Raw genomic sequence first — 19,573 nt, forward strand, 5'->3', positions numbered from 1 at the left:
GAGAGCTCCACAATATCCATACCATCCACCATCAGAATTTGAACCCGCTTAGGTAGAGTCCAAGGCCGCAGACAGCCGCGGTTATCAGCCAGTAGAGCAGCACGATCCTCCTCTCGGACATTCCACGGTAGTGGAGTGTGTGGTGCAATGGCTCCACAGGTAGTCTGATGACTCCTGCACGGTGAAGGAGGCTGATTATAACTGAGACCACGGGGACAGCTATGGCGAGAACACCGAAATAAACTTTATCTGTGAGCATCACAGCCGTTGCATATCCTGCTCCAAGGGCAAATGAACCTGTGTCACCCATGAATATGCTGGCCGGGTGCCTGTTGAATACAAGAAAACCTGCAGAGATCCCTGCAAGGACCACGAATGGAAGAGCTGCTGCAGATAATCCCAGGAGCAGTGCACATGATAGAGAGGCTATGAACATTATCCCTGAGGCCATCCCATCCATACCATCTATCAGGTTCACCGCGTTGATGGCACCCACCATTCCCCCGATAACAATGGGTGCCGCTGCAATACCCAGATTGAATCCTCCAAGTCTGGTAACCGCGCCACCAATAACAAGGAATACCCCTATCATGAGCTGGGCGAGTATCTTCTCACCCTCGCTCACCTCGCTCTTTATGGGTGCCTCACCCACCACCTCAACAAACCCCCTCTCCAGGAGCTCCTCCACATCCCTTTTTGCCTTATCTGTGGCCGCCCTTGCCTCCTCCCCTGGTTTCAGCACCAGCTGGCCAACCTCAAGGGGACCGTCAGATACGTTTCTGATTATCCTCTGGACCTCCTTAACCTTAAGTCCAATCAGGTCGTCGAGGAGTCCCACAATGGCAGATGTGAGGATTATGAGTGCTGTGAGGACAAGGTATGGGTTGTTGCGGTAGATGATGGTTACAAGAAGCACTGCAAGGAGCATGCCAAGGCCCCCCATTGTGGGTGTCCCTGCCTTGTGGCTGTGCTCTGTAACTATTGGCCTGTCCCCGATACCCGCACTTCTTAGAACGTTCCTTATAAAGAGTGTGAAGGCCGCTGACGCGGCGGCACTTATAATGAATGCTGCTAACCCAATCTCCATCATATCACCCTGAGTCTCTTCATGATCAGATCAAGTTTCTCACTATTCTCAGCCCTTGCTGTGAGCCTCATATGACTCTGAGGCCCGTGCAACAGCCACTTTACCCCCTCAGGCATTAATGATTCGATATTCCCTGGATTTCCCAGGGGTATCTCCAGCGCATGGTAATCCTCTCTTTTAAGTTTATTGGGGTTCCAGTCCCCAATTGCCATGTCCACAAGGCTGTGCATTGGATTTATTCCTGTGGCGGCCTCGGAGATGTACCTTGTACCGCTGGGCCTTGTGTTGACCTCTATAGCATAGAGGATACCGTCGTCAGAGAGTATCATGTCAACGTCCGTGTTTCCCTCCGCTCCAAGGAGTTCAGTTATCCTGGAGGCCATTTTAATGCCTTCATCTCCATTAAAGCCCTCAATGACTGCGGGGGCCCTCTTCACCTTCCCCAGTGGGTGGATTCCCTCCGTACTTGTGGGGCCCTTGTCCACAGCCACAAGGGGGAATGTTTGCCCATCCCAGCGGAGGACCTCCACTGAGATCTCAACTCCCTGTATGTATTCCTCCATGATTGCAGATTCATGGGAGCCGAGGTATTCCTCCACATCAGTATATGAAGATGCAACCTTTATGTTTGATCCCCCCTGCCCCCCTCTCTGTTTAAGGACGGTGGGGAACCCCCTTACTTCATCTGCAGTCCCTATCAGAGCATACTCTGGTGTTTTTATACCGTTTTCAGTGAAGAACTCCTTGGTTTTGAGTTTATCGGTGGAGATCTCTGCCGCCCCTTCGCCAGAGGCAACAACTGGAATCCCGTGACTCTCCTCAAGTTCCGTCTTAAGCCTGGCAACGTCTCTGAGGGGACCGTCGACACCTATGAGGGGTACAACCGCGTCGACATCCTCCCTCAGTGCAATTTCCAGGGGTGCATCCATGCCACGGGGCACTATGAAGTGGGAGTCTGCTAGTTCAAGGTTGGGTGCCTCTGGATTTGACTCTGAAAGTAGGGTGGTAACTCCCCTTGATGATGCATAGTCTGCAACGTCATTGAATAGTCTTGAGCCAATGAATAGGATCCTCATGTTATCACTTAAAAAATCAAGAACTGGTTTACTGTTTGGGAAGCTATTATAAATAATTTAATACCCTTTAAGTTGGGAGGCTATGATCTAGATCTGATTTAAATTAGAGGGGCTCTTCTCACAGGATGTCTCATCGATTGCCGAGAGGAGTAAATCTTTGAGTTCATATGCGGCCTTCCTGACCCTTGCAGATAGTTCCATTCCAAATTCAAGGTTTTCTGGCTGAACCCCTATCAGGGTTATCCTGCAGTCACCCTGCTCCTCAAGGTACCTCACCAGGAATGAAAGGGGCATGGCGTGGGTGGATATGCTGTACTCTGCTATCCTCTCTCTATCAATCAGCATGATGGTCCCTGGCTCTTCACCCATCTCCACCGCATCCACTATGATAATATGGCTGGGCTTCTCTGACCTTATCCTTCCTGTGAAGTTTTCAGGGACTGTGCCTGCATTTATGAGTAGATGGCCCCTTTCAGTAACATTCCCTGATATGATTGATGCAAGGTATGGTCCGAATCCATCGTCGGACCTCAGTTCATTTCCAACTGTAAGTACAAGGAGCCTGGTGCAGCCCTCCAGGAAGTCACTTAATCTCTGCCTTAACCGAATCAAGACCACCGCCCATTGTGTATGAGACCTTAACCCTGAAATCACCCTCCTCAAGGGTATCACCCAGGGGTAGGAGGAGCGGAGGGTTCATCATGGGTGTCGGGCCACAGATTATATTCTCTGCCGGGACTGTGAATGAGGTTATTCTTATGGCGTTGAAGGAGCCCGACGCCACAAGTTTCAGGGTTCCCCTGAACTTTTCAGGTATCCTCCCCCTGAAATCAATCCTATCATAAACGTGGAGAGGGCCTGCTGAGGGTGCTCTGATGTTTTCATCATATGAGATGCCTCCACCCATCATCATCACAGGCTCCGCAGCGTTGATAACCGCAGCGGGTATGACTTCACCCTCCTTTTTAAGGAATCTAACTGCCCTCCTCAAAACCGGGACCTGCTCCTCATCTATGAGTGCAGTGTCAAGCATTTCACATATGATTGTATCTGCCCTCTCAGTGAATTCATATTCCAGGGCATCCTCATTCACAACCGTGACATTCTCAAGATCAGAGAGATTTTCCCGTGCACATGCCGCTATTCTGGGGTCCCTTTCAATTGCAATGACATGATCTGCGTATTCTGATGCAAAGAATGAGAGAATGCCGCTGCCAGCTCCAAGGTCATAGGTGAGCCCCCGCGCAGTGGAGGCTATCGCCTCATAAAATGCTGAAAGGCGTTCATGGTCCCGCAGGAGGTGCTGGTGATACGCTGTGACCCTGAATTTCATCTGATCCTTGCCTAGTGCTCATGCTCCACTTTCTGTTCTGTTGATGTGCTTGTGAGCCTTACGTGTTCAACACCCTTGAGCCTCATCATCTTCTCTGTGAGCTCCCGAATCTTTGAAACGTCACCCTTGACAACGATCACCTCAAGGCAGTGCTTCTCTGTCATGTGCACATGCATAACCGCATTGATGTATTCACGGTAGTCGTGCTGAATATCCGCAAGATCCTCCATGACACCCGTATAATGGTGGTCATAGATAACCGCAATTATACCGATTCTCTCTCCTTCCATTTCATTCATCCACTGGTACCTGACAATGTAGTCCTTGAGGGCATCCCTTATACCCTTGGACCTTGACTGGTAACCACGGTCCCTTAAAACTTCATCAAACTCATTCAGTAGCTTTTTTGGTAGAGACATGCTTATTCGCATCATGGCTATTACCCCACAAGTAATTTCATATGAATTTATGATAGTATTAATCTAAAGTCATATTTAAACTTTTTTTGGCATGCAGTATTGTCTGTATGGAACAATCAGTTATTACATGAATAATTAACATGAATATTTAAAGGCATCGGAAAGGGAAGTCGTTGCAGATCCAGCTCCATGGGATGCATGGTAGCCCACCATCAAACAGTGCAGATGGAACAACAAAACATAAAAAGATGCCCCATCATAATATTAATCAGTGGAGTTTTTTTGAGGGATTATCAATGAAAGTTAAAGAAGCAATGAACGCCGAGATAATAACGGTGAGCCCCGAGACAAGGCCCCTTGAAGCCTTTGAAAAGATGTACAAACACGGTGTGAGAAGACTCTTTGTGCTTGACGAGGAAGATAAACCTGTTGGCGTTGTATCCTACACAGACCTCATAGGGGTCCTCGGGTCAATAAAACCCGACAGTGAGCACCCTGAGAGGGACCTCAAGGTCAGGGACATCATGGTGGATGAGGTGATAACAATCTCAGCCGACGATAACATAGAGGACGCCGCAAACCTCATGCTGAGGGCCGATATTTCAGGCCTCCTGGTGCTGGAGGACGATAAACCTGTCGGGGTGATAACAAAAACAGATATCTGCCGGCTGGTTGCAGCAGAGATACTGGTACCCTCCTGATTCAGAGTTACAGCAGAAGTGTTCTGATCATTCTTACAGAGGAGGTAACCCTTGAAGATTATAACAAGAAAGGAGAACATGGTCTACAGGGAAATACGGTACATGCAGCTTGATCTCAACGCCCCTGTATCCGAGGAGATGCTTAAGAGGAACCTTGACCTTCCTGAACACGAATACCATGACATAGCAGCGAGCCTTGAGAAAAAAGGGCTTATATCAAGAGAAAACGGGAGGATAGCTGCTGAGAACCCTGATGAAGATGTGCAGGTAATGGAAAGTCAGGAGGAAGTCAGGGAAGCCGAGCTGAACCAGATAGAGGAGGAAACCCTGAGGACCATTAAGGAACTCGGAGGCGGAGGACCCGTTCCCCGTTACCTCCTTGAGGGCCACCTCCTCTATGGTCCCCTGGGGCTCAGCACAAGGCGCATGTACAACGTGCTCCTTTCACTTGAAAATAAAAAGCTAGTAGAGATGGTGGTGCTGGATGACGGTGAATATTACCGCCCCTCAGCCCCCGATATGGCCGGCAGCTGAACCATCATTTAATCCCCTGCAGCTCTAGAGTTTCAGATCATCCGTCACAGGGAGGCCCCTGAGCCAGCCAAGGTCGCTCTGGTATAGCATCCTTATATCTTTTATATCGAATCGTATCATTGCAAGTCTCTCGATACCCAGGCCAAAGGCAGCCACAGGGGTCTCAACACCCAGCGGTTCGAGGACCTCTGGCCTGAACATGCCCGCCCCTCCAAGTTCTATCCAGCTCTTCTTCTCAGGGAGGTAGATCTCACATTCTGTTGAGAGGTAGGTGTAGGGGAAGTATGCCGGCCTGAACCTCACCTCAAATCCCAGTTTTCTGTAAAACTCCCGCAGTATACCCAGAAGGTTTCTGAAGTTAACATCCTCCCCTGCGACGATACCCTCAACCTGGTGGAATTCAGGCAGGTGCTTGTAGGTTATGGTCTCCCTCCTGAAAACCCTGCCAACAGAGAACATCTTGAGGGGTGGTTCATTCTCCCTAAGGAACCTGGCAGATACACAGGTTGTGTGGGTCCTGAGGACGCTCTGCATTGCAACGTCCCTGTCCCATTCATACTGCCATCCCTCTGATCCGGTGGAGCCCCCTGTTTCATGGGCACTCTGCACTGCCCTCACAAGATCCTCATCCGGGAGTTCGGTTACTGGGGGATTTTTAACGTAGAATGTGTCCTGCATCTCCCTTGCAGCGTGGTCCTGGGGCTGGAAGAGGCAGTCAAAGTTCCAGAATGCTGATTCAAGAAGTGGGCCCCTTGACTCTGTAAACCCCAGTTTAAGGAATATGAGCCTTATCTCATCAATTATGCGCCTCAGTGGGTGCATCTTGCCGGGATAAACCAGAGGGTACTCTGCATCAATATTGTAACCCCTGTAGTGAAGCTTCCTCCAGGAGCCTGTCTTCAGGTGCTCATGGGTGACCTGGGTGGCCTCCTCAGCGATCTCAACACCCCTCTCAAGGAGTTTCCGGCCCTCAGGTGTGAGTTCAATCCTGTGCTTCCTTACCTTTTTAATATCAACTATGCCCTTTCTTCCTGCAAGGTCCTTAAGGGCACCCTTCAGGTGTTCAGGAAGTTCCGCGGTCCTTATAGACCCTTCATCAAGGAGTATTTTAAGGAGTTTCTCGTCATCTCCACTCTCAGGGGGTTTCTCCTGGGTGGCTGAAACCTTCCCATCAGATATCCTTGCCCATCCCTTTCTCACAAGCCAGCCTATGGCGATTCCTGATTCCGCCTTATCAAGGCCGGCCCTTCTGGAGAGTTCGGACATTTCAAGTTCCCCCTCCCCGGAGATGATATCGATGACCCTCCTCTCTGGAAGACCGTGGGTTGCATAAACCTTCCCGTCATCTGTGAGTGATACTACTTCCTCTACCTCCTTGATGACCCTCACAAATCCCCTTGATTCAAGTGCGCCCGCTGCACTCATCACGGATTTGATATCCATATTCTGTGACTCTGCTATATCTTCTGGTTTAAGGGGTTTATCTGAATCCTCAAATGCCTTCAGGACCTTTTTCTCGTAAATGTGAAGCTGATCGATTACCCTATCAGGATCCATATCGATTCCTCCATAAACTGCTCAATCCAGTTTTTCATCTGTGTTCTGAATAATAATCAAGTAGACCCACCATTATGGATGAAGCTGTAAGATCGGCTGTTGTGCCGGGGTTTAAACCGCTGCTGTGGAGTTTTCTGTCAAACCTTTCAACACGTTTAAGCCCGGCCTCAGTGAGCACACCTCCCCTGTCAACAATCTCGGCGGCCTCCTCTGAAACCTCCTCGGCTATTTTTTCATCATACTTCCTTGCTATGAGGGTGTCCGGAAACCTTGCAAGTATTGTGAGGAATGTCTGGACAACAGCCCGGTTCATCCCATATTCCCTGACCGTCGCCTTGAACACCGGGAACCCGACATTGAAGGTGACCGGCATCCCCGATGTGAGTTCCCTTGCAATGAGGTCCCAGTCAGAGGACATCTTCAGTGTATCGAAGAGTGTGATTTTCTCATCCAGTATCCTCTGCTCTGATTCGGGGTCATTAACATCGAGGCTTTCATGTTCACCCATACCCCCGGGATTCGCAGCAGAAATGGCTCTGTAGAGATTAACAGCATCTTCAGGTGTTGTCTGAAGTATTAACCTGTTCACCTGTTCCCTTAACCCCTGCAGATCCCCCTCATCAACTATTCCTGCGGCCGCAGAGAGTGGTGCAAGGAGCATGACTATACCCAGGTTTGTGTTGGTGGAAACCCATTTTCCGGTATCCTCCACAGCCCTCAGTATGAGTTCCCCCAGTCCAATAGCTGAGAGATCCAGACTATCCCGCAGTTCGACTCCCCTTCTAGCGGCGAGGCGCATGCTATCCCCGATAACTATCCCGCTCACCAGGAAGTCCTCATAGACCATGTCATCAAAGTCGCGGGTTCTGTGGACGTTGCCAGGTTTCGGATAGCCGCTAACCTCCAGTACAGATGCTATCTGGGCTATCCTTGAAACATAGAGGGGGTCCACTAGATCACCCCCAGAAGTTCGGGGGCGAAGTGTGAAATTATAAGGTCAGCCCCTGCACGTTTTATTGACAGAATAGATTCATATATCGCCTCTTCAGTAAGGTATCCGCTATCTATGGCCGCCCTCAGCATTGAATACTCCCCACTCACATTGTAGGCTGCAAGGGGGACCCTGAATCTGTCCTTCACAGCCCCTATCACATCGAGATATGCCAGGGCGGGTTTTACCATCAGTATATCGGCGCCCTCCTCAAGGTCAAGTTCCGCCTCCATGAGGGCCTCGCTGACATTTGCAGGGTCCATCTGATATGATCTGCGGTCACCAAATGCTGGGGCTGAGGAAACCGCGTCACGGAATGGTGCGTAGAATGCGGATGCATACTTGACGGCATAGGACATTATAAGAGTCTCACTGAAACCTGCGTCATCCAGGGCCCTCCTTATAGCTGCAACACGTCCATCCATCATATCTGAGGGGGCAACCACATCTGCACCGGCCTCTGCATGGGAGAGGGCTATCCTTGAAAGGACATCAAGGGTCTCATCATTGACCACCTTCCCCTCCACGACGATGCCGCAGTGGCCGTGGGTTGTGTACTGGCAGAGGCAGACGTCTGTCATGACAACTAGTTGAGTCTCCTCCTTCAGCCTCCTCACGGTCCTCTGCACAGCGCCATCAGGGTCATATGCTGATGAGGCAAGCTCGTCCTTGGTGGATGGCATGCCAAATAAAAGGACAGCTGAAAGCCCTTCATCCTCAAGTCTGGATGCCTCAGAGACCGCATCATCCACAGAGTACCTGTACTGTCCAGGCATTGTGTCTATGGCCTCAGGTTCACCCCCTTCAAGTTTTTCGCTCACAAAAATGGGGTAGATGAGGTCTGATGAGTGCAGCCGTGTTTCTCGGAAAATGTCACGTATCTGTGGACTTTTCCGCAATCTTCGCATCCTTTTTGTGGGAAACTCCATAATATCACTCACAGGTAAACTCTTAAAGAATTGAACAGGATAATATTTATTACATTTTCACCTCTAAAAAACATAACGCCCTGATGCTCTACTTCTGAAGGACGCTTCACTGATATCATGATTCCACATCCACAAGAACCTCAACCCTCCTTACAGCCTCGTCAACAGCATCGGAATCCATAACTATTTTCACGGCATCTTTGGGGCACCTCTCAGCGCATCTTCCGCATATGAGGCACCTCCCGGTATCATGGTTTGCTCCTCCTTCACTGATGGCTCCTGTAAAACATGCCTTCTCACAGCACCCGCAAAGAACACACCTTTCAGCGTCCCTTACGATACTGACACCCTCCATTGGTGTTATGGACGACGCTATGTCCTCAGAAAGAAAGGGTGTCATCCTCCAGAGACAGCAGCATTCACAGCAGTTGCAGACAGAAAGTAATTCATCGTGCGGGTCTGAATTGAGCCAGACAGAGTCTATCCTGTTTCTACCTATTATGTGGACCAGGCCCGCCTCCCTGCACCTTTCAATGTGTTCAAGGGCCTCCTCTTTTGATATGAGGCTCCCGACCTTATCTGATATCCTGAGTGCCCCTGGACCCAGGAAGATGCAGCCAAGATCGTGGGGGTATTCACTGCATCCCGAGGAAACCCTGCATATGCAGAAGTCCATCCTGAATATGTGTTTTGAGCGAAGTATCATCCTCCTCAGAACATCTGACGGCAGTGCAGTGCTCTCTGGCAGCTGGAAACTCCTGTTCACCTCAACCGACGTGTCCCTGGGTATGACCTGTATATCGTCCCCCTCAAAAAACAATCTCTTAACAATTTTCCTGAAGGTATCTGACCTTTCAGTGATCCTGGCAAGTTCAAATCTCCTGTGAAATGTCCTTTTTATTATTGCAATACTCAGATCAGTGAAATCAATCACCTGAATCACCATAGAGTCTCTGTGGGAGGGGATCCCCCTCACCATGAACCCGCCCCCGGTAATACAGTTTTCCGTGCCTTACAATGAGGGCATGGTACTCCTGGAAGACCCTGAAATCAGGTTCAAGGTTTTCTTCAAAGATCCCCTTTATCACCGAATAGCCCTCATCCCCCCCTATAATACCATTATGGGATAACATCCTCCTTGTGTATGCATCAACCACGAATTCAGGTTTTCTGTATCCATAGAGGAGGATGGAGTCTGCTGTCTCATATCCAACACCCCTTACCCCCAGGAGCTCCTTCCTGGATGGTATGGCGCCCTCGAGGGATATGAAGAACTCTGAAATCTCTCTCAAGTATGATGTCTTCTGTCTGTAGAAGCCGGCACATCTGAGGGCGCCCTCAAGTTCATCGTCATCAGCTGCTAGTATACCCTCAGGTTCAAGGATATTCAGTGATGCCAGGTTGCGTAGTGCGGCTGCGGCAGCGTCCCATGAGGTGTTCTGGGTGAGTATTGCCCCTGCCATCACCTCAAAGATCTCAGTCTCAGATGATGGCAGGGTGTAGTCGCCAGGGTGGTACCTGAGTTTGAGGGTATCCCTATCAAGGAGGGGCCACCACCCCTGGGGACCATAGAGTTCCATGAGCACACTGTAGATATCCCTGAGCACCTTCATGTATAGGGATAAGTATGGAGACAACAGTTAAAGGTTTAGGTTACAGGCACTGATAGAATGTGAATTTGTCGCAGCCGACCCCACGATACTGAATAACATGCTGCGCAATAACCCTCCATGATCTCCACCTTCTTCGGGTCTCCAACACATGGTCTTCAGTGAAATCAGTTCACCAATTCCCTGGAAAATCTGCACACATCTGCTTCGGCTGATCAGTTTATTAATTAAAAGCTACACAGATAACTGCATGAAATATGAAATTATACACAGACCAAGTTACAGTATGGCGAATATCCAGCTTGAAAGCGGTGAAGCCATAAAGGCAGAGGCCGGTGCAATGGTGAGTATGAGCTCAAACATAGAGATCCAGACCGAAACAGGGGGTCTTCTTGGGGCTGTTAAGAGATCCATGCTTGGGGGGGAAAGTGTCTTCCTCAATACCTTCCGTTCCCAGGGGAGGGGTGAGATACAGCTTGCACCATCATACCCCGGGGATGTTGAGGTCATTGAAACCCATGAGACAGTCTATGCTCAGAGCGGCTCATTCATGGCGGCTTCAGAGGATGTGGAGATAGATACAAAATTTGGGGGTTTCAAAACATTCTTTGGAAGTGAGGGCCTCTTTCTGCTTAAACTGAGAGCCTCTGGACCCATATTCCTCTCAAGTTTCGGGGCAATATACCACAGGGAACTTGTGAATGAGAGGTTCGTGGTGGACACAGGACACATCGTGGCCTTCACAGAGGGTCTCGACTTCCATGTGAGAAAGGTCGGAGGACTTAAAAGCACATTTCTCAGTGGAGAGGGACTTGTAGCTGAATTTGAAGGTACAGGAACCGTTTACATGCAGACAAGAAGTGTTGATAGCTTTGTTGGATGGTTAATACCCATGCTCCCCTCAAGGAATTAGATGATAAAAACTCCATGGTGGTGATTCGGTGGCTGGAAACAGTACCGGCGAAGTATTCAGGGTTACAACCTTCGGGTCCAGCCATGGACCTGCACTTGGGGCGGTTATCGATGGCTGCCCCGCAGGCCTTGAACTGAGTGAAGAGGACATCCAGAGGGAACTAGACAGGAGGAGACCCGGTACGAGCAGTTTAACCACTCCCCGGGGTGAAATGGACAGGGTCGAGATACTTTCAGGGATATTCGAGGGTAAAACAGACGGGACTCCCATAGCCGGAATTGTCAGGAACCGTGACGTTGACTCTGCAAGTTACAGTAACCTCAAGTCGGTGCCAAGACCCGGCCACGGCGACTACACCTGGAGGGCCAGGTTCGGCCACTATGACCACCGTGGAGGTGGCCGTGGAAGTGGAAGGGTAACCATTGGACATGTGATTGGCGGGGCGGTTGCAAAGAAGCTCATGGGAACCCAGGGTATCAGGGTGAACGCACACGTGGTACAGGTGGGTGACATCAGGGCAGACAGGGTTAACCTGAAACTGATTGAGGAGTACTCAGAGAGAAACCCTGTTAGATGCGCTGATCCCGTGGCGGCCAGATTGATGGAGAAAGCCATCCTTGATGCTAAGGAAATGGGAGACTCCATTGGCGGAGTCGTTGAGGTCGTGGCACTGGGGGTGCCCGCCGGGCTCGGGGACCCTGTCTTCAGTAAACTTGACGCTGACCTTGCAGCTGCACTCATGGGTATCGGGTCTGTGAAGGGTGTGGAGATCGGAATGGGATTTGAGGTTGCAGAGCACCATGCCAGTGAAATAAACGATGAGTTCTACATCTCTGGCGGTGAAATCAGGACAACCACCAACACCTCAGGGGGTATACTCGGGGGTATATCCAGCGGCATGCCCATAACTGCAAGGATAGCTGTGAAGCCCACACCATCAATATCGCTGCCCCAGAGAAGTGTTGACCTTGATAGGATGGAGGAGACCGAGATCGAGATCCATGGAAGGCACGACCCCTGCATATGCCCGAGGGTTGTGCCGGTTGCCGAGGCCGCAGTCGCGATGGTCCTTGCAGACCACATGATAAGGGCAGGTTTCATCCACCCCACAGATATAAGAAAGCAAAAAAATGACGGATAAACTGGTTGAATTCCTTGAGGAGCTCAGCAGGGCACTTATAGCCTCAGGGAACTCTGTTTCTGAGACTGAAAGAATTTTGAGGGACGTTGCAGAGTCACAGAATGTGGAGGTTGAGGTTTCGGTCCTCCCAACCATGCTGATAATCAAGGCTGGTGGGGAGACATCAAGGATGAGTCTTGCAGTCCAGTCCCCCGGTGTGATGCCACTCCACCAGGTTACAAAGATTTACAGACTCATTGACGATGTCAGGTCAGGCTGGACCGAAATCAGCGACGCACTTGATAAACTCAGGGAAATAGTGGGTGGCCCCCACAGGTTCGGGCGCTATGGAATGTTCCTGGGGTACCTGCTCCTCTCGGTGGGGATAGCCTTCCTGATACAGCCTGATCTGAACCTTGTGGTCTATTCCTCCCTTCTAAGCATGATATCAGGTGCGCTAATAGTGCTGGGTTATGGTAACAGGAGGTTCTCCCTTATCATGCCTGTCCTCGCCTCCTTCACGGTTTCAGGTGTTGCATTCTTTCTGATAAGAGCAGGGGCCGTCACAGGTAACCTCACCCTCATTGTGCCCCCACTCATATACTTCATCCCGGGGGTCACCCTCACAACGGGCATATATGAACTTGCAAGCGGTGAACTCGTATCAGGGTCCAGCAGGGTGATATACGGCTGCATGCTCCTTCTGCTCCTGGTATTCGGTGTTCTGATGGGTATGCAGATCAATGGATTTCCCCAGGAAGAATTTGCGGCAATCAAAATTTCAACACTTAGTTACAGTCCCTACATTGGCGCTGTGCTCTTTGCGGCTGGAATATACCTCTTCCTCTCGGTTTACAGAAGCGATTTCCCATGGATACTCCTCGTGCTCTACACGGCACTCGTTGGCCAGCAGCTTGGAAACACCATTGGAGGGGGGCTTCTAGGGGCATTTCTGGGTGCCCTCTCCATGACGCTGGTGGCGAGGGCCATTGAGATGGCCGGTAAAACCCCACACTTTGTCACGCTCTACCCTGCCTTCTGGTTCCTCGCACCGGGATCCATAGGGTTCATAGGACTTGCCAATCTCCTCGGGAAGAACTACCTGACATCCATTGCAGAGATAACACTCTTTTCAATGACGGTGATTGCAATAGCCCTCGGACTCCTGGTTGGAGCCCTTCTGACCGAACCATTCCATGAGAAAATAAGAGCCCCGAGCGGGGATTGAACCCGCGACCTCGGGATTACGAATCCCGCGCTCTCCCACCTAAGCTACCGGGGCATGTCAAGAATTAATGCATTTTTATTATATAAAATTTTGGTGCTCCAGGTCCTCACCCTTCAGCACCATCTCAGGTAAAATCAGCGGACCATGTTAAAAATGCCGCTCTCATCCAGTTCGATTTTCATCCCATCCCTTGCTGCCAGTGTACGGATCCCTGTAGCCTCCTGAACCCTGAATGCCTCCATTTCAGGGTCATTGAGTATCATCTTCATTCCAAGGTGGCTCATCACCGCAAGTCCCGGTTCAACCTCCTCAACCAGTTTTATGAAGTCATCGGTGCACATGTGACCCCTTATATGGTCATTCCCGGGCCTTATGACGCTTGCTATGAGAACATCAGCATCTCTGTGATATTCTGAGAGCCCATCAAAGTATTCCGTATCCGATGTGTAGGATAATGTAACATCATCTCTCCTGAGTTTGAATCCCACCCCTGTGGGGTCTCCATGCACGGTCCCGGTACCTGTCACCTCAATCTCCCCTATCTCCACGGTCTCGCCGGGGGATAGTGTCAGGCAGCGAGATTTTCTCTTGTGATAATCTGATATGCAGGGGCCCCAGTCCATGTAGCCATCTATAACACTCACACTACCCACAACAGCCCCATTCTGGCGGGTCATCCCCCTGGTCATCGCCTCGATGAGTACCTCGGCGTCGGTGTAATGGTCCGTATGTGAATGTGAGACCATGACTGCATCCAGTTTTCTGGGGTCAGCATCAAACTGGTAGGACCTCACAAGGGCACCCGGACCGGGATCCACATGGATGTTCATTCCACCGATTCCATCAATTCTCAGTCCACCGGTCATCCTCTTCTGTGTTATGGTGGCGAAATCGTCCGCCACCACTCCCCAGAAATGTTAGCCTCATTTTATATCACCTATCTATGTAATGGGAGAAGATTATAAAAATCTATCCCCCCTGACGAATTTACTAAAAGTCTATTCCTCAGTGCGGCAGATTATGACGTCGCACTCAAGTTTTATGTCCCTGCCGTCCACGCAGAGGTTCTCGTTCCTCACGGCGACCCTCTCACCTGCAGCCACCACAACATCATCTGAGAGCCTCATGAGAACATTCTCACCGGGGCCCGCAACACGTTTCCATCTGGTGTCGTAGGCCTCAACACCATCCGAAAGTTTTACCTCAACATGGTTGCCGTCCTGACTGATTACACGACCAACCTCCCCCTCTGTGAGTATTCTGGATGCCAGTTTCATCTCCTCTCTGCGATCAAGCATCTCCTGTTTAAGTTTAGCCCTCCACTTCTGAAGGAGCCGGACGTCCCTAACGATTGTATCGCTGAGAAGCTTATGTGCGCTCCTCTTATCCAGTAAGGGGCTCTTCATGAAGATGTCATATTTACTGCCAACTGAGGGGGTTCTGGATGAAACGTAATCCATGAGTTCCCTGAAAAGGTTTTCAACCTCCTTTAGGGTCGTCTTTGTCTTCCACCTCTTCTTAAGGAACCTGTTTGTCAGTTCCTTTGCCACCTTATTTCCGAAGACGATTATCGCAGTTTCACCCTTCTCCATACTGGTTATCCTTGAGCCTGTGAGATCTATTATCTGATAGGCGCCTGTTGTTGCATATATCCTTCTCCTCTTTGTCTCGAATGGGGTTTTCTGGCTTATCTCCCCAACAACCACATCCCCCAGACTTCTCACCTTGGCTGTGTCATCTGTGACCTTTATACTGACACCAAGCTCCGACGCCCTCCTGTGGAGTTCATCGTCGCTCTTTATCTTCCCACTGTAGAGTTCCTCTTCAAGCTTTTCCCTCTTTGATTTATCCCCAAAGTAGGCTATTCTGCGTTTGTCTCCTGCTATCACGCATCCCCTGGTACTTATGTATGTTATGATGAGACTCATTGTGGATCACCCAACAGGTACCATATCTGGTGGGGAAAATAATAAACTATTCGAATCCCACCATCAGCCCGCCTCTTAATATTAATAAAGCCGGATCAACATAATTAATTATTGAGGGGAGGAAATGAAAGGTAAAGAATTCACTAATTCTCTGATAAATGAGAAGAGTCCCTACCTGCTGCAGCATGCCCACCACCCTGTCAACTGGTACCCGTGGGGGGATGAGGCATTTCAGCTGGCAAGGGAGGGCAAAAAACCCATATTTCTATCCATAGGCTACTCGACATGTCACTGGTGCCATGTGATGGCAAGGGAATCCTTTGAGGACCCTGAAATCGCAGGAATACTCAATGAAAACTTTGTGGCTGTGAAGGTGGACAGGGAGGAGCGCCCTGACATCGACGCCATCTACATGAAGGTCTGCCAGATGATGACCGGGACAGGTGGCTGGCCCCTCACAATCATCATGACCCCTGAGGGGGAACCATTCTTTGCGGGAACCTACTTCCCGCCCGATGACAGGGGTGGTGTACCCGGCCTCAGGACAATCCTCGAAAGGGTGGTTCTGCTCTGGAAGAACGCCCCTGAGGGAATAGTAAAAACCGCCAGGGAGGTTGTCAGTGCCCTTAAAAAGTCTGTGACAGAATCATCCGAACTCAAACCTGAAACCGTGGATGCAGCATATGAGTATCTAAGGAGGAACTTCGATGCCAGGAACGGCGGCTTCGGGTCCTACCAGAAGTTCCCGACCCCCCACAACATCTACTTCCTCCTGAGGTATCACCTGAGGCGAGGGGACGATGAGTCCCTGAGGATGGTTAACCTGACCCTCAGGAGGATGAGATACGGGGGCATATATGACCAGCTTGGCTACGGATTCCACAGATACGCGGTTGAGCCCACCTGGACTGTGCCCCACTTTGAGAAGATGCTCTATGATCAGGCACTGATACTGAAAGCCTACCTGGAGGCCTTCCAGGTTACCTGTGATGATCTCTACAAACAGACATCCCTTGAGATTGTTGAATACGTCCTTGGAAACCTCCAGTCCCCTGAGGGGGCTTTCTATTCAGCAGAGGATGCCGAGAGTGAGGGAGTTGAGGGTAAGTACTACCTCTGGAGGGCCTCTGAGATACGCGAGGCCCTGGGGGATGAGGCAGACGTTGTAATGCGCTACTTCAACGTCCTTGAGGATGGAAACTTTGCATGTGATATGAGGGGGGAGAACATACTCCACATAGGCTCCCCAGAGATGGTTGCAGATGAGTTCGACCTCACGCCTGGTGAGCTCAATGAGATCATAGAGCAAGCAAGGAGGGCCCTCCTCGAGAGGAGAATGGAGCGGCCGGCCCCCGCCATGGATGATAAGATATTAACGGACTGGAACGGCCTCATGCTTGGGGCCCTTGCAGCTTGTGGGAGGATCCTCGACAGCAAAGAGGCCCTGGCCGCCGCAAAGAGGTGCCTTAAATTCATCATGAACAACCTGCACGTGGATGATGAGCTTCTTCACCGCTACCGTGACGGGGAGGCTGGAATAGACGGGAAACTCGATGATTACGCATTTCTCATCTGGGGCCTCCTTGAGTTGTATGATGCGACCTTCAGGGAGGGTTACGTTGATATGGCCCTTGAACTATCAGAATCCCTTGAGGATAGATTCGGTGCCCCTCATGGTGGATTCTATTCAACCGATGACCCCCGGCTGATAGTAAGACCCATGGATGCTACTGATGGTGTTATACCCTCAGGGAACTCTGTGCAGATGCTAAACCTCCTGAGGCTGGGGGGCATCCTCGAGGATGATGATCTAACAGAATCTGCCAGGGGAGTGATGGGGGCCTTTGCCGGTGATGTTGAATCTGCACCGGCAGCCCACACATTCCTCCTATCCAATTTAGAGTGGGCCCTCAGTGGCGGGAGGTCACTCACCATCGTCTGCAGCGGAAAACCCGTTATACCTCTGGAGCTCAGGAAGAAACTGATACCCGACTTCACCATGACCGTTATGCCCCGTGACTGGCCCACTGCACCCCCACACCTGAGGGATAAGGGGGCTCCCCCTGAGGGCTGCGCATACTACCTCTGTGATGGCAGAAGATGCTACCCGCCGCTGAATGATCCCATGGACGTCATGGAACACCTGGGGGTGATCTAAATGGAAATGCACAGACACCATGAAATGGAATACAGGAGGCGGTTCATTGTATGCCTCCTCCTTACCATCCCTGTTATCCTGCTTGGTGAACTGCCAACAGGGACTGTCCTGGTAAGCTTTGAGGGTAGTGAACTGGCTGTTCTCATCATATCCTCCATCATATTCTTCTATGGGGGCTACCCCTTCCTGAGGGGATCCCTGAGGGAGATCTCATCCAGAACCCCCGGTATGATGACCCTCATCGCAGTGGCCATAACAGTGGCTTACATCTACAGCCTGGGGGTACTGGCGGGCCTTGAGGGCATGGTATTCTTCGTTGAACTTGTAACCCTTATTGACGTAATGCTTCTGGGTCACTGGATCGAGATGAGATCCGTCCGGAGCGCCTCAGGGGCCATTGAGAGGCTTGCAAGGCTCATCCCCAAGAAGGCCCACCTCCTGGTCGACGGGAAGGTTGAGGATGTTGATGTTGCCACCCTCAAACCAGGTGACATTGTGCTTGTGAGGTCAGCAGAGAAGATACCCACCGATGGGACTGTGATAAAGGGGGAGTCCCATGTAAATGAGGCGCTGCTCACAGGGGAGTCAGTTCCCGTCAGGAAGTCCCCCGGTGACCGGGTTATTGGGGGTTCCCTAAACACCGGAGGCTCCCTAACCGTGGAGGTGGAGCGTGTTGGTGAGGAATCATTCATTTCCCAGATAATCCAGCTTGTGGGAACAGCCCAGGAGGGGAGGACAAGGACGCAGGTGCTGGCAGACAGGGCGGCATTCTGGTTAACACTTGTCGCCCTTACAGGGGGGGCCCTCACATTCACAGCATGGTACGCCCTTGGTATGGGGGCCTTCTTCTCACTTGAAAGGTCAGTGACGGTCATGGTCACCGCCTGCCCCCATGCCCTGGGACTTGCAATACCCCTTGTGATAGCGGTCTCCACCGCAATCTCAGCGGGAAGGGGGATACTCATAAGGAACCGGGAAGCCTTCGAAAACGCCATGAACCCTGATGTTGTTGTCTTTGACAAGACAGGGACACTGACTGTTGGTGAGCTGGGTATAACCGATGTCATATCCTTTGACCCTGAAATGGATGAGGGGGAGATACTATCCTATGCTGCAGCCGTTGAGTCAGCCTCCAGTCACCCCATAGCCAGGGGCATAGTTGAGGCCGTGGATGAGGTGCTCCCTGTGGAGAACTTTGCGGCGATAGGTGGAAGGGGCGTTATGGGGCATGTGAACGGCTCAAGGGTGAAGGTACTCAGCTACAGTTACACAGAGGAACTGGGACTCATGGTCAAGGACCCCCGGGTTGATGAACTCATGGAGCAGCCAAAAACCACGGTCTTTGTAACCGTGAATGATGAACTGAAGGGCTGCATCGCCCTTGCAGATGTCATACGCCCCGAGGCCAGGGATGCCATCAGGATTCTCAAATCAAGGGGTGTAAGGTGTATGATGTTAACCGGTGACAGCCAGAGGGTCGCCGAGTGGGTTGCCTCAGAACTTGGCATTGAAGAATACCAGGCAGAACTCATCCCCCAGGAGAAATATGAGGTTATCAGTGATCTACAGGGTGATGGACTGAGGGTTGCCGTTGTGGGGGATGGTGTCAACGACGCCCCGGCCCTTGCACAGGCAGATATAGGAATAGCCATAGGGGCCGGGACCGACGTGGCGATTGAGAGTGCCGATGTGGTGCTTGTGAGGAGCAACCCCATGGGCGTTGTTGACCTCATGGACCTTGCATCGGCCACCTACAGCAAGATGAAGGAGAACCTGATCTGGGCCACAGGTTACAACGTCATAGCCCTCCCGCTTGCTGCCGGGGTGCTGTATGGTCAGGGTCTTATCCTGACGCCAGCCATGGGGGCCATACTCATGTCTGTAAGTACTGTCATAGTGGCCCTCAACGCCAAGACATTCAGCTTCAGGGGTCAGAGCGGTTAAGTTCACAGCCAGGGAACATGAAATGAAAGGATTTAATATGAGTTG

19 protein-coding genes and 1 tRNA gene are annotated in these 19,573 nt (G+C 50.9%); 7 read left to right on the top strand and 13 right to left on the bottom strand.

All coding sequences use genetic code 11. From position 1 onward, the window contains the following. Nucleotides 1–31: 31 nt before the first annotated feature. The 5 genes from QFX39_RS00755 to nikR all read right to left on the bottom strand — a co-directional run bounded on the left by QFX39_RS00755 (nt 32) and on the right by nikR (nt 3,930). Nucleotides 32–1,090: a glycosyltransferase family 4 protein gene (locus tag QFX39_RS00755; RefSeq protein ID WP_300476442.1), complete on the bottom strand. Its 1,059-nt coding sequence runs from the start codon at nt 1,088–1,090 to the stop codon at nt 32–34. Continuing rightward, entirely contained in the window at nt 1,087–2,163 is a 1,077-nt protein-coding gene (locus QFX39_RS00760) for an acetyl-CoA carboxylase biotin carboxylase subunit family protein (protein WP_300476444.1), read from the bottom strand. Before QFX39_RS00760 ends, QFX39_RS00755 begins: the two co-directional genes overlap by 4 nt. Nucleotides 2,164–2,250: 87 nt before the next feature. Then, a complete protein-coding gene (gene hycI / locus QFX39_RS00765; protein ID WP_300476445.1) occupies nt 2,251–2,781 on the bottom strand; it encodes a hydrogenase maturation peptidase HycI in 531 nt (176 codons plus the stop codon). Then, the gene (locus QFX39_RS00770) at nt 2,747–3,496 is read right to left on the bottom strand and encodes a methyltransferase domain-containing protein (RefSeq protein WP_300476446.1); all 750 of its coding nucleotides are present in this window, start codon (nt 3,494–3,496) and stop codon (nt 2,747–2,749) included. Before QFX39_RS00770 ends, hycI begins: the two co-directional genes overlap by 35 nt. 11 nt (nt 3,497–3,507) lie before the next feature. Beyond that, nucleotides 3,508–3,930, bottom strand: a complete 423-nt coding sequence (gene nikR / locus QFX39_RS00775) for a nickel-responsive transcriptional regulator NikR (RefSeq protein WP_013295950.1) — start codon at nt 3,928–3,930, stop codon at nt 3,508–3,510. Between the two features lie 281 nt (nt 3,931–4,211). Between nikR and QFX39_RS00780 the strand changes: the two genes are divergently transcribed. Both QFX39_RS00780 and QFX39_RS00785 read left to right on the top strand, forming a co-directional pair. Next, a complete protein-coding gene (locus QFX39_RS00780; RefSeq protein WP_300476449.1) occupies nt 4,212–4,616 on the top strand; it encodes a CBS domain-containing protein in 405 nt (134 codons plus the stop codon). Between the two features lie 51 nt (nt 4,617–4,667). Further along, nucleotides 4,668–5,150, top strand: coding sequence for a hypothetical protein (locus QFX39_RS00785; protein ID WP_300476451.1), 483 nt, complete (start codon nt 4,668–4,670; stop codon nt 5,148–5,150). A 24-nt stretch (nt 5,151–5,174) separates the two neighbouring features. Here the strand turns inward: QFX39_RS00785 and QFX39_RS00790 are convergent, their stop codons facing one another. From QFX39_RS00790 to QFX39_RS00810, 5 genes are all read right to left on the bottom strand, one after another. After that, nucleotides 5,175–6,707 carry a phenylalanine--tRNA ligase subunit alpha gene (locus QFX39_RS00790; protein WP_300476453.1) on the bottom strand — a complete coding sequence of 511 codons (1,533 nt, stop codon included), beginning with the start codon at nt 6,705–6,707 and terminating at the stop codon, nt 5,175–5,177. Between the two features lie 34 nt (nt 6,708–6,741). Continuing rightward, nucleotides 6,742–7,659: a triphosphoribosyl-dephospho-CoA synthase gene (locus QFX39_RS00795; RefSeq protein WP_300476456.1), complete on the bottom strand. Its 918-nt coding sequence runs from the start codon at nt 7,657–7,659 to the stop codon at nt 6,742–6,744. Further along, entirely contained in the window at nt 7,659–8,627 is a 969-nt protein-coding gene (gene hemB / locus QFX39_RS00800) for a porphobilinogen synthase (RefSeq protein WP_300476459.1), read from the bottom strand. The genes QFX39_RS00795 and hemB overlap by 1 nt, the downstream gene beginning before the upstream one ends. A 115-nt stretch (nt 8,628–8,742) precedes the next feature. Beyond that, entirely contained in the window at nt 8,743–9,561 is an 819-nt protein-coding gene (locus QFX39_RS00805) for a 4Fe-4S dicluster domain-containing protein (RefSeq protein ID WP_300476462.1), read from the bottom strand. Further along, entirely contained in the window at nt 9,554–10,240 is a 687-nt protein-coding gene (locus QFX39_RS00810; RefSeq protein WP_300476464.1) for an endonuclease III domain-containing protein, read from the bottom strand. Before QFX39_RS00810 ends, QFX39_RS00805 begins: the two co-directional genes overlap by 8 nt. Nucleotides 10,241–10,487: 247 nt before the next feature. Here QFX39_RS00810 and QFX39_RS00815 point away from each other — a divergent pair, with 247 nt between their 5' ends. Genes QFX39_RS00815 through QFX39_RS00825 form a run of 3 tightly spaced genes read left to right on the top strand, consistent with a single transcriptional unit; the run spans nt 10,488 to nt 13,498 of the window. Continuing rightward, nucleotides 10,488–11,150 carry a TIGR00266 family protein gene (locus tag QFX39_RS00815; protein ID WP_300476466.1) on the top strand — a complete coding sequence of 221 codons (663 nt, stop codon included), beginning with the start codon at nt 10,488–10,490 and terminating at the stop codon, nt 11,148–11,150. Nucleotides 11,151–11,178: 28 nt separating this feature from the next. Next, nucleotides 11,179–12,291: a chorismate synthase gene (gene aroC, locus QFX39_RS00820; protein WP_300476468.1), complete on the top strand. Its 1,113-nt coding sequence runs from the start codon at nt 11,179–11,181 to the stop codon at nt 12,289–12,291. Beyond that, a complete protein-coding gene (locus QFX39_RS00825; RefSeq protein ID WP_300476471.1) occupies nt 12,281–13,498 on the top strand; it encodes a threonine/serine exporter family protein in 1,218 nt (405 codons plus the stop codon). Before aroC ends, QFX39_RS00825 begins: the two co-directional genes overlap by 11 nt. Here the strand turns inward: QFX39_RS00825 and QFX39_RS00830 are convergent. The 3 genes from QFX39_RS00830 to QFX39_RS00840 all read right to left on the bottom strand — a co-directional run bounded on the left by QFX39_RS00830 (nt 13,480) and on the right by QFX39_RS00840 (nt 15,426). Continuing rightward, nucleotides 13,480–13,552: transfer RNA gene (locus QFX39_RS00830), tRNA-Thr, on the bottom strand. The genes QFX39_RS00825 and QFX39_RS00830 overlap by 19 nt on opposite strands. An 80-nt stretch (nt 13,553–13,632) precedes the next feature. Beyond that, nucleotides 13,633–14,403, bottom strand: a complete 771-nt coding sequence (locus QFX39_RS00835; protein ID WP_367185372.1) for an MBL fold metallo-hydrolase — start codon at nt 14,401–14,403, stop codon at nt 13,633–13,635. Nucleotides 14,404–14,496: 93 nt separating this feature from the next. Next, nucleotides 14,497–15,426 (bottom strand): DUF2121 family protein, encoded by a 930-nt coding sequence (locus QFX39_RS00840; protein WP_300476474.1) that lies wholly within the window; start codon nt 15,424–15,426, stop codon nt 14,497–14,499. 124 nt (nt 15,427–15,550) lie between these two features. Here QFX39_RS00840 and QFX39_RS00845 point away from each other — a divergent pair, with 124 nt between their 5' ends. Then, the gene (locus QFX39_RS00845; RefSeq protein WP_300476477.1) at nt 15,551–17,584 is read left to right on the top strand and encodes a thioredoxin domain-containing protein; all 2,034 of its coding nucleotides are present in this window, start codon (nt 15,551–15,553) and stop codon (nt 17,582–17,584) included. Further along, nucleotides 17,585–19,528 (top strand): copper-translocating P-type ATPase, encoded by a 1,944-nt coding sequence (locus tag QFX39_RS00850; protein WP_300476479.1) that lies wholly within the window; start codon nt 17,585–17,587, stop codon nt 19,526–19,528. It abuts the gene before it with no gap. Nucleotides 19,529–19,573: the final 45 nt, after the last annotated feature.

Source organism: Methanothermobacter sp. (assembly GCF_030055425.1).
Classification (GTDB): domain Archaea; phylum Methanobacteriota; class Methanobacteria; order Methanobacteriales; family Methanothermobacteraceae; genus Methanothermobacter.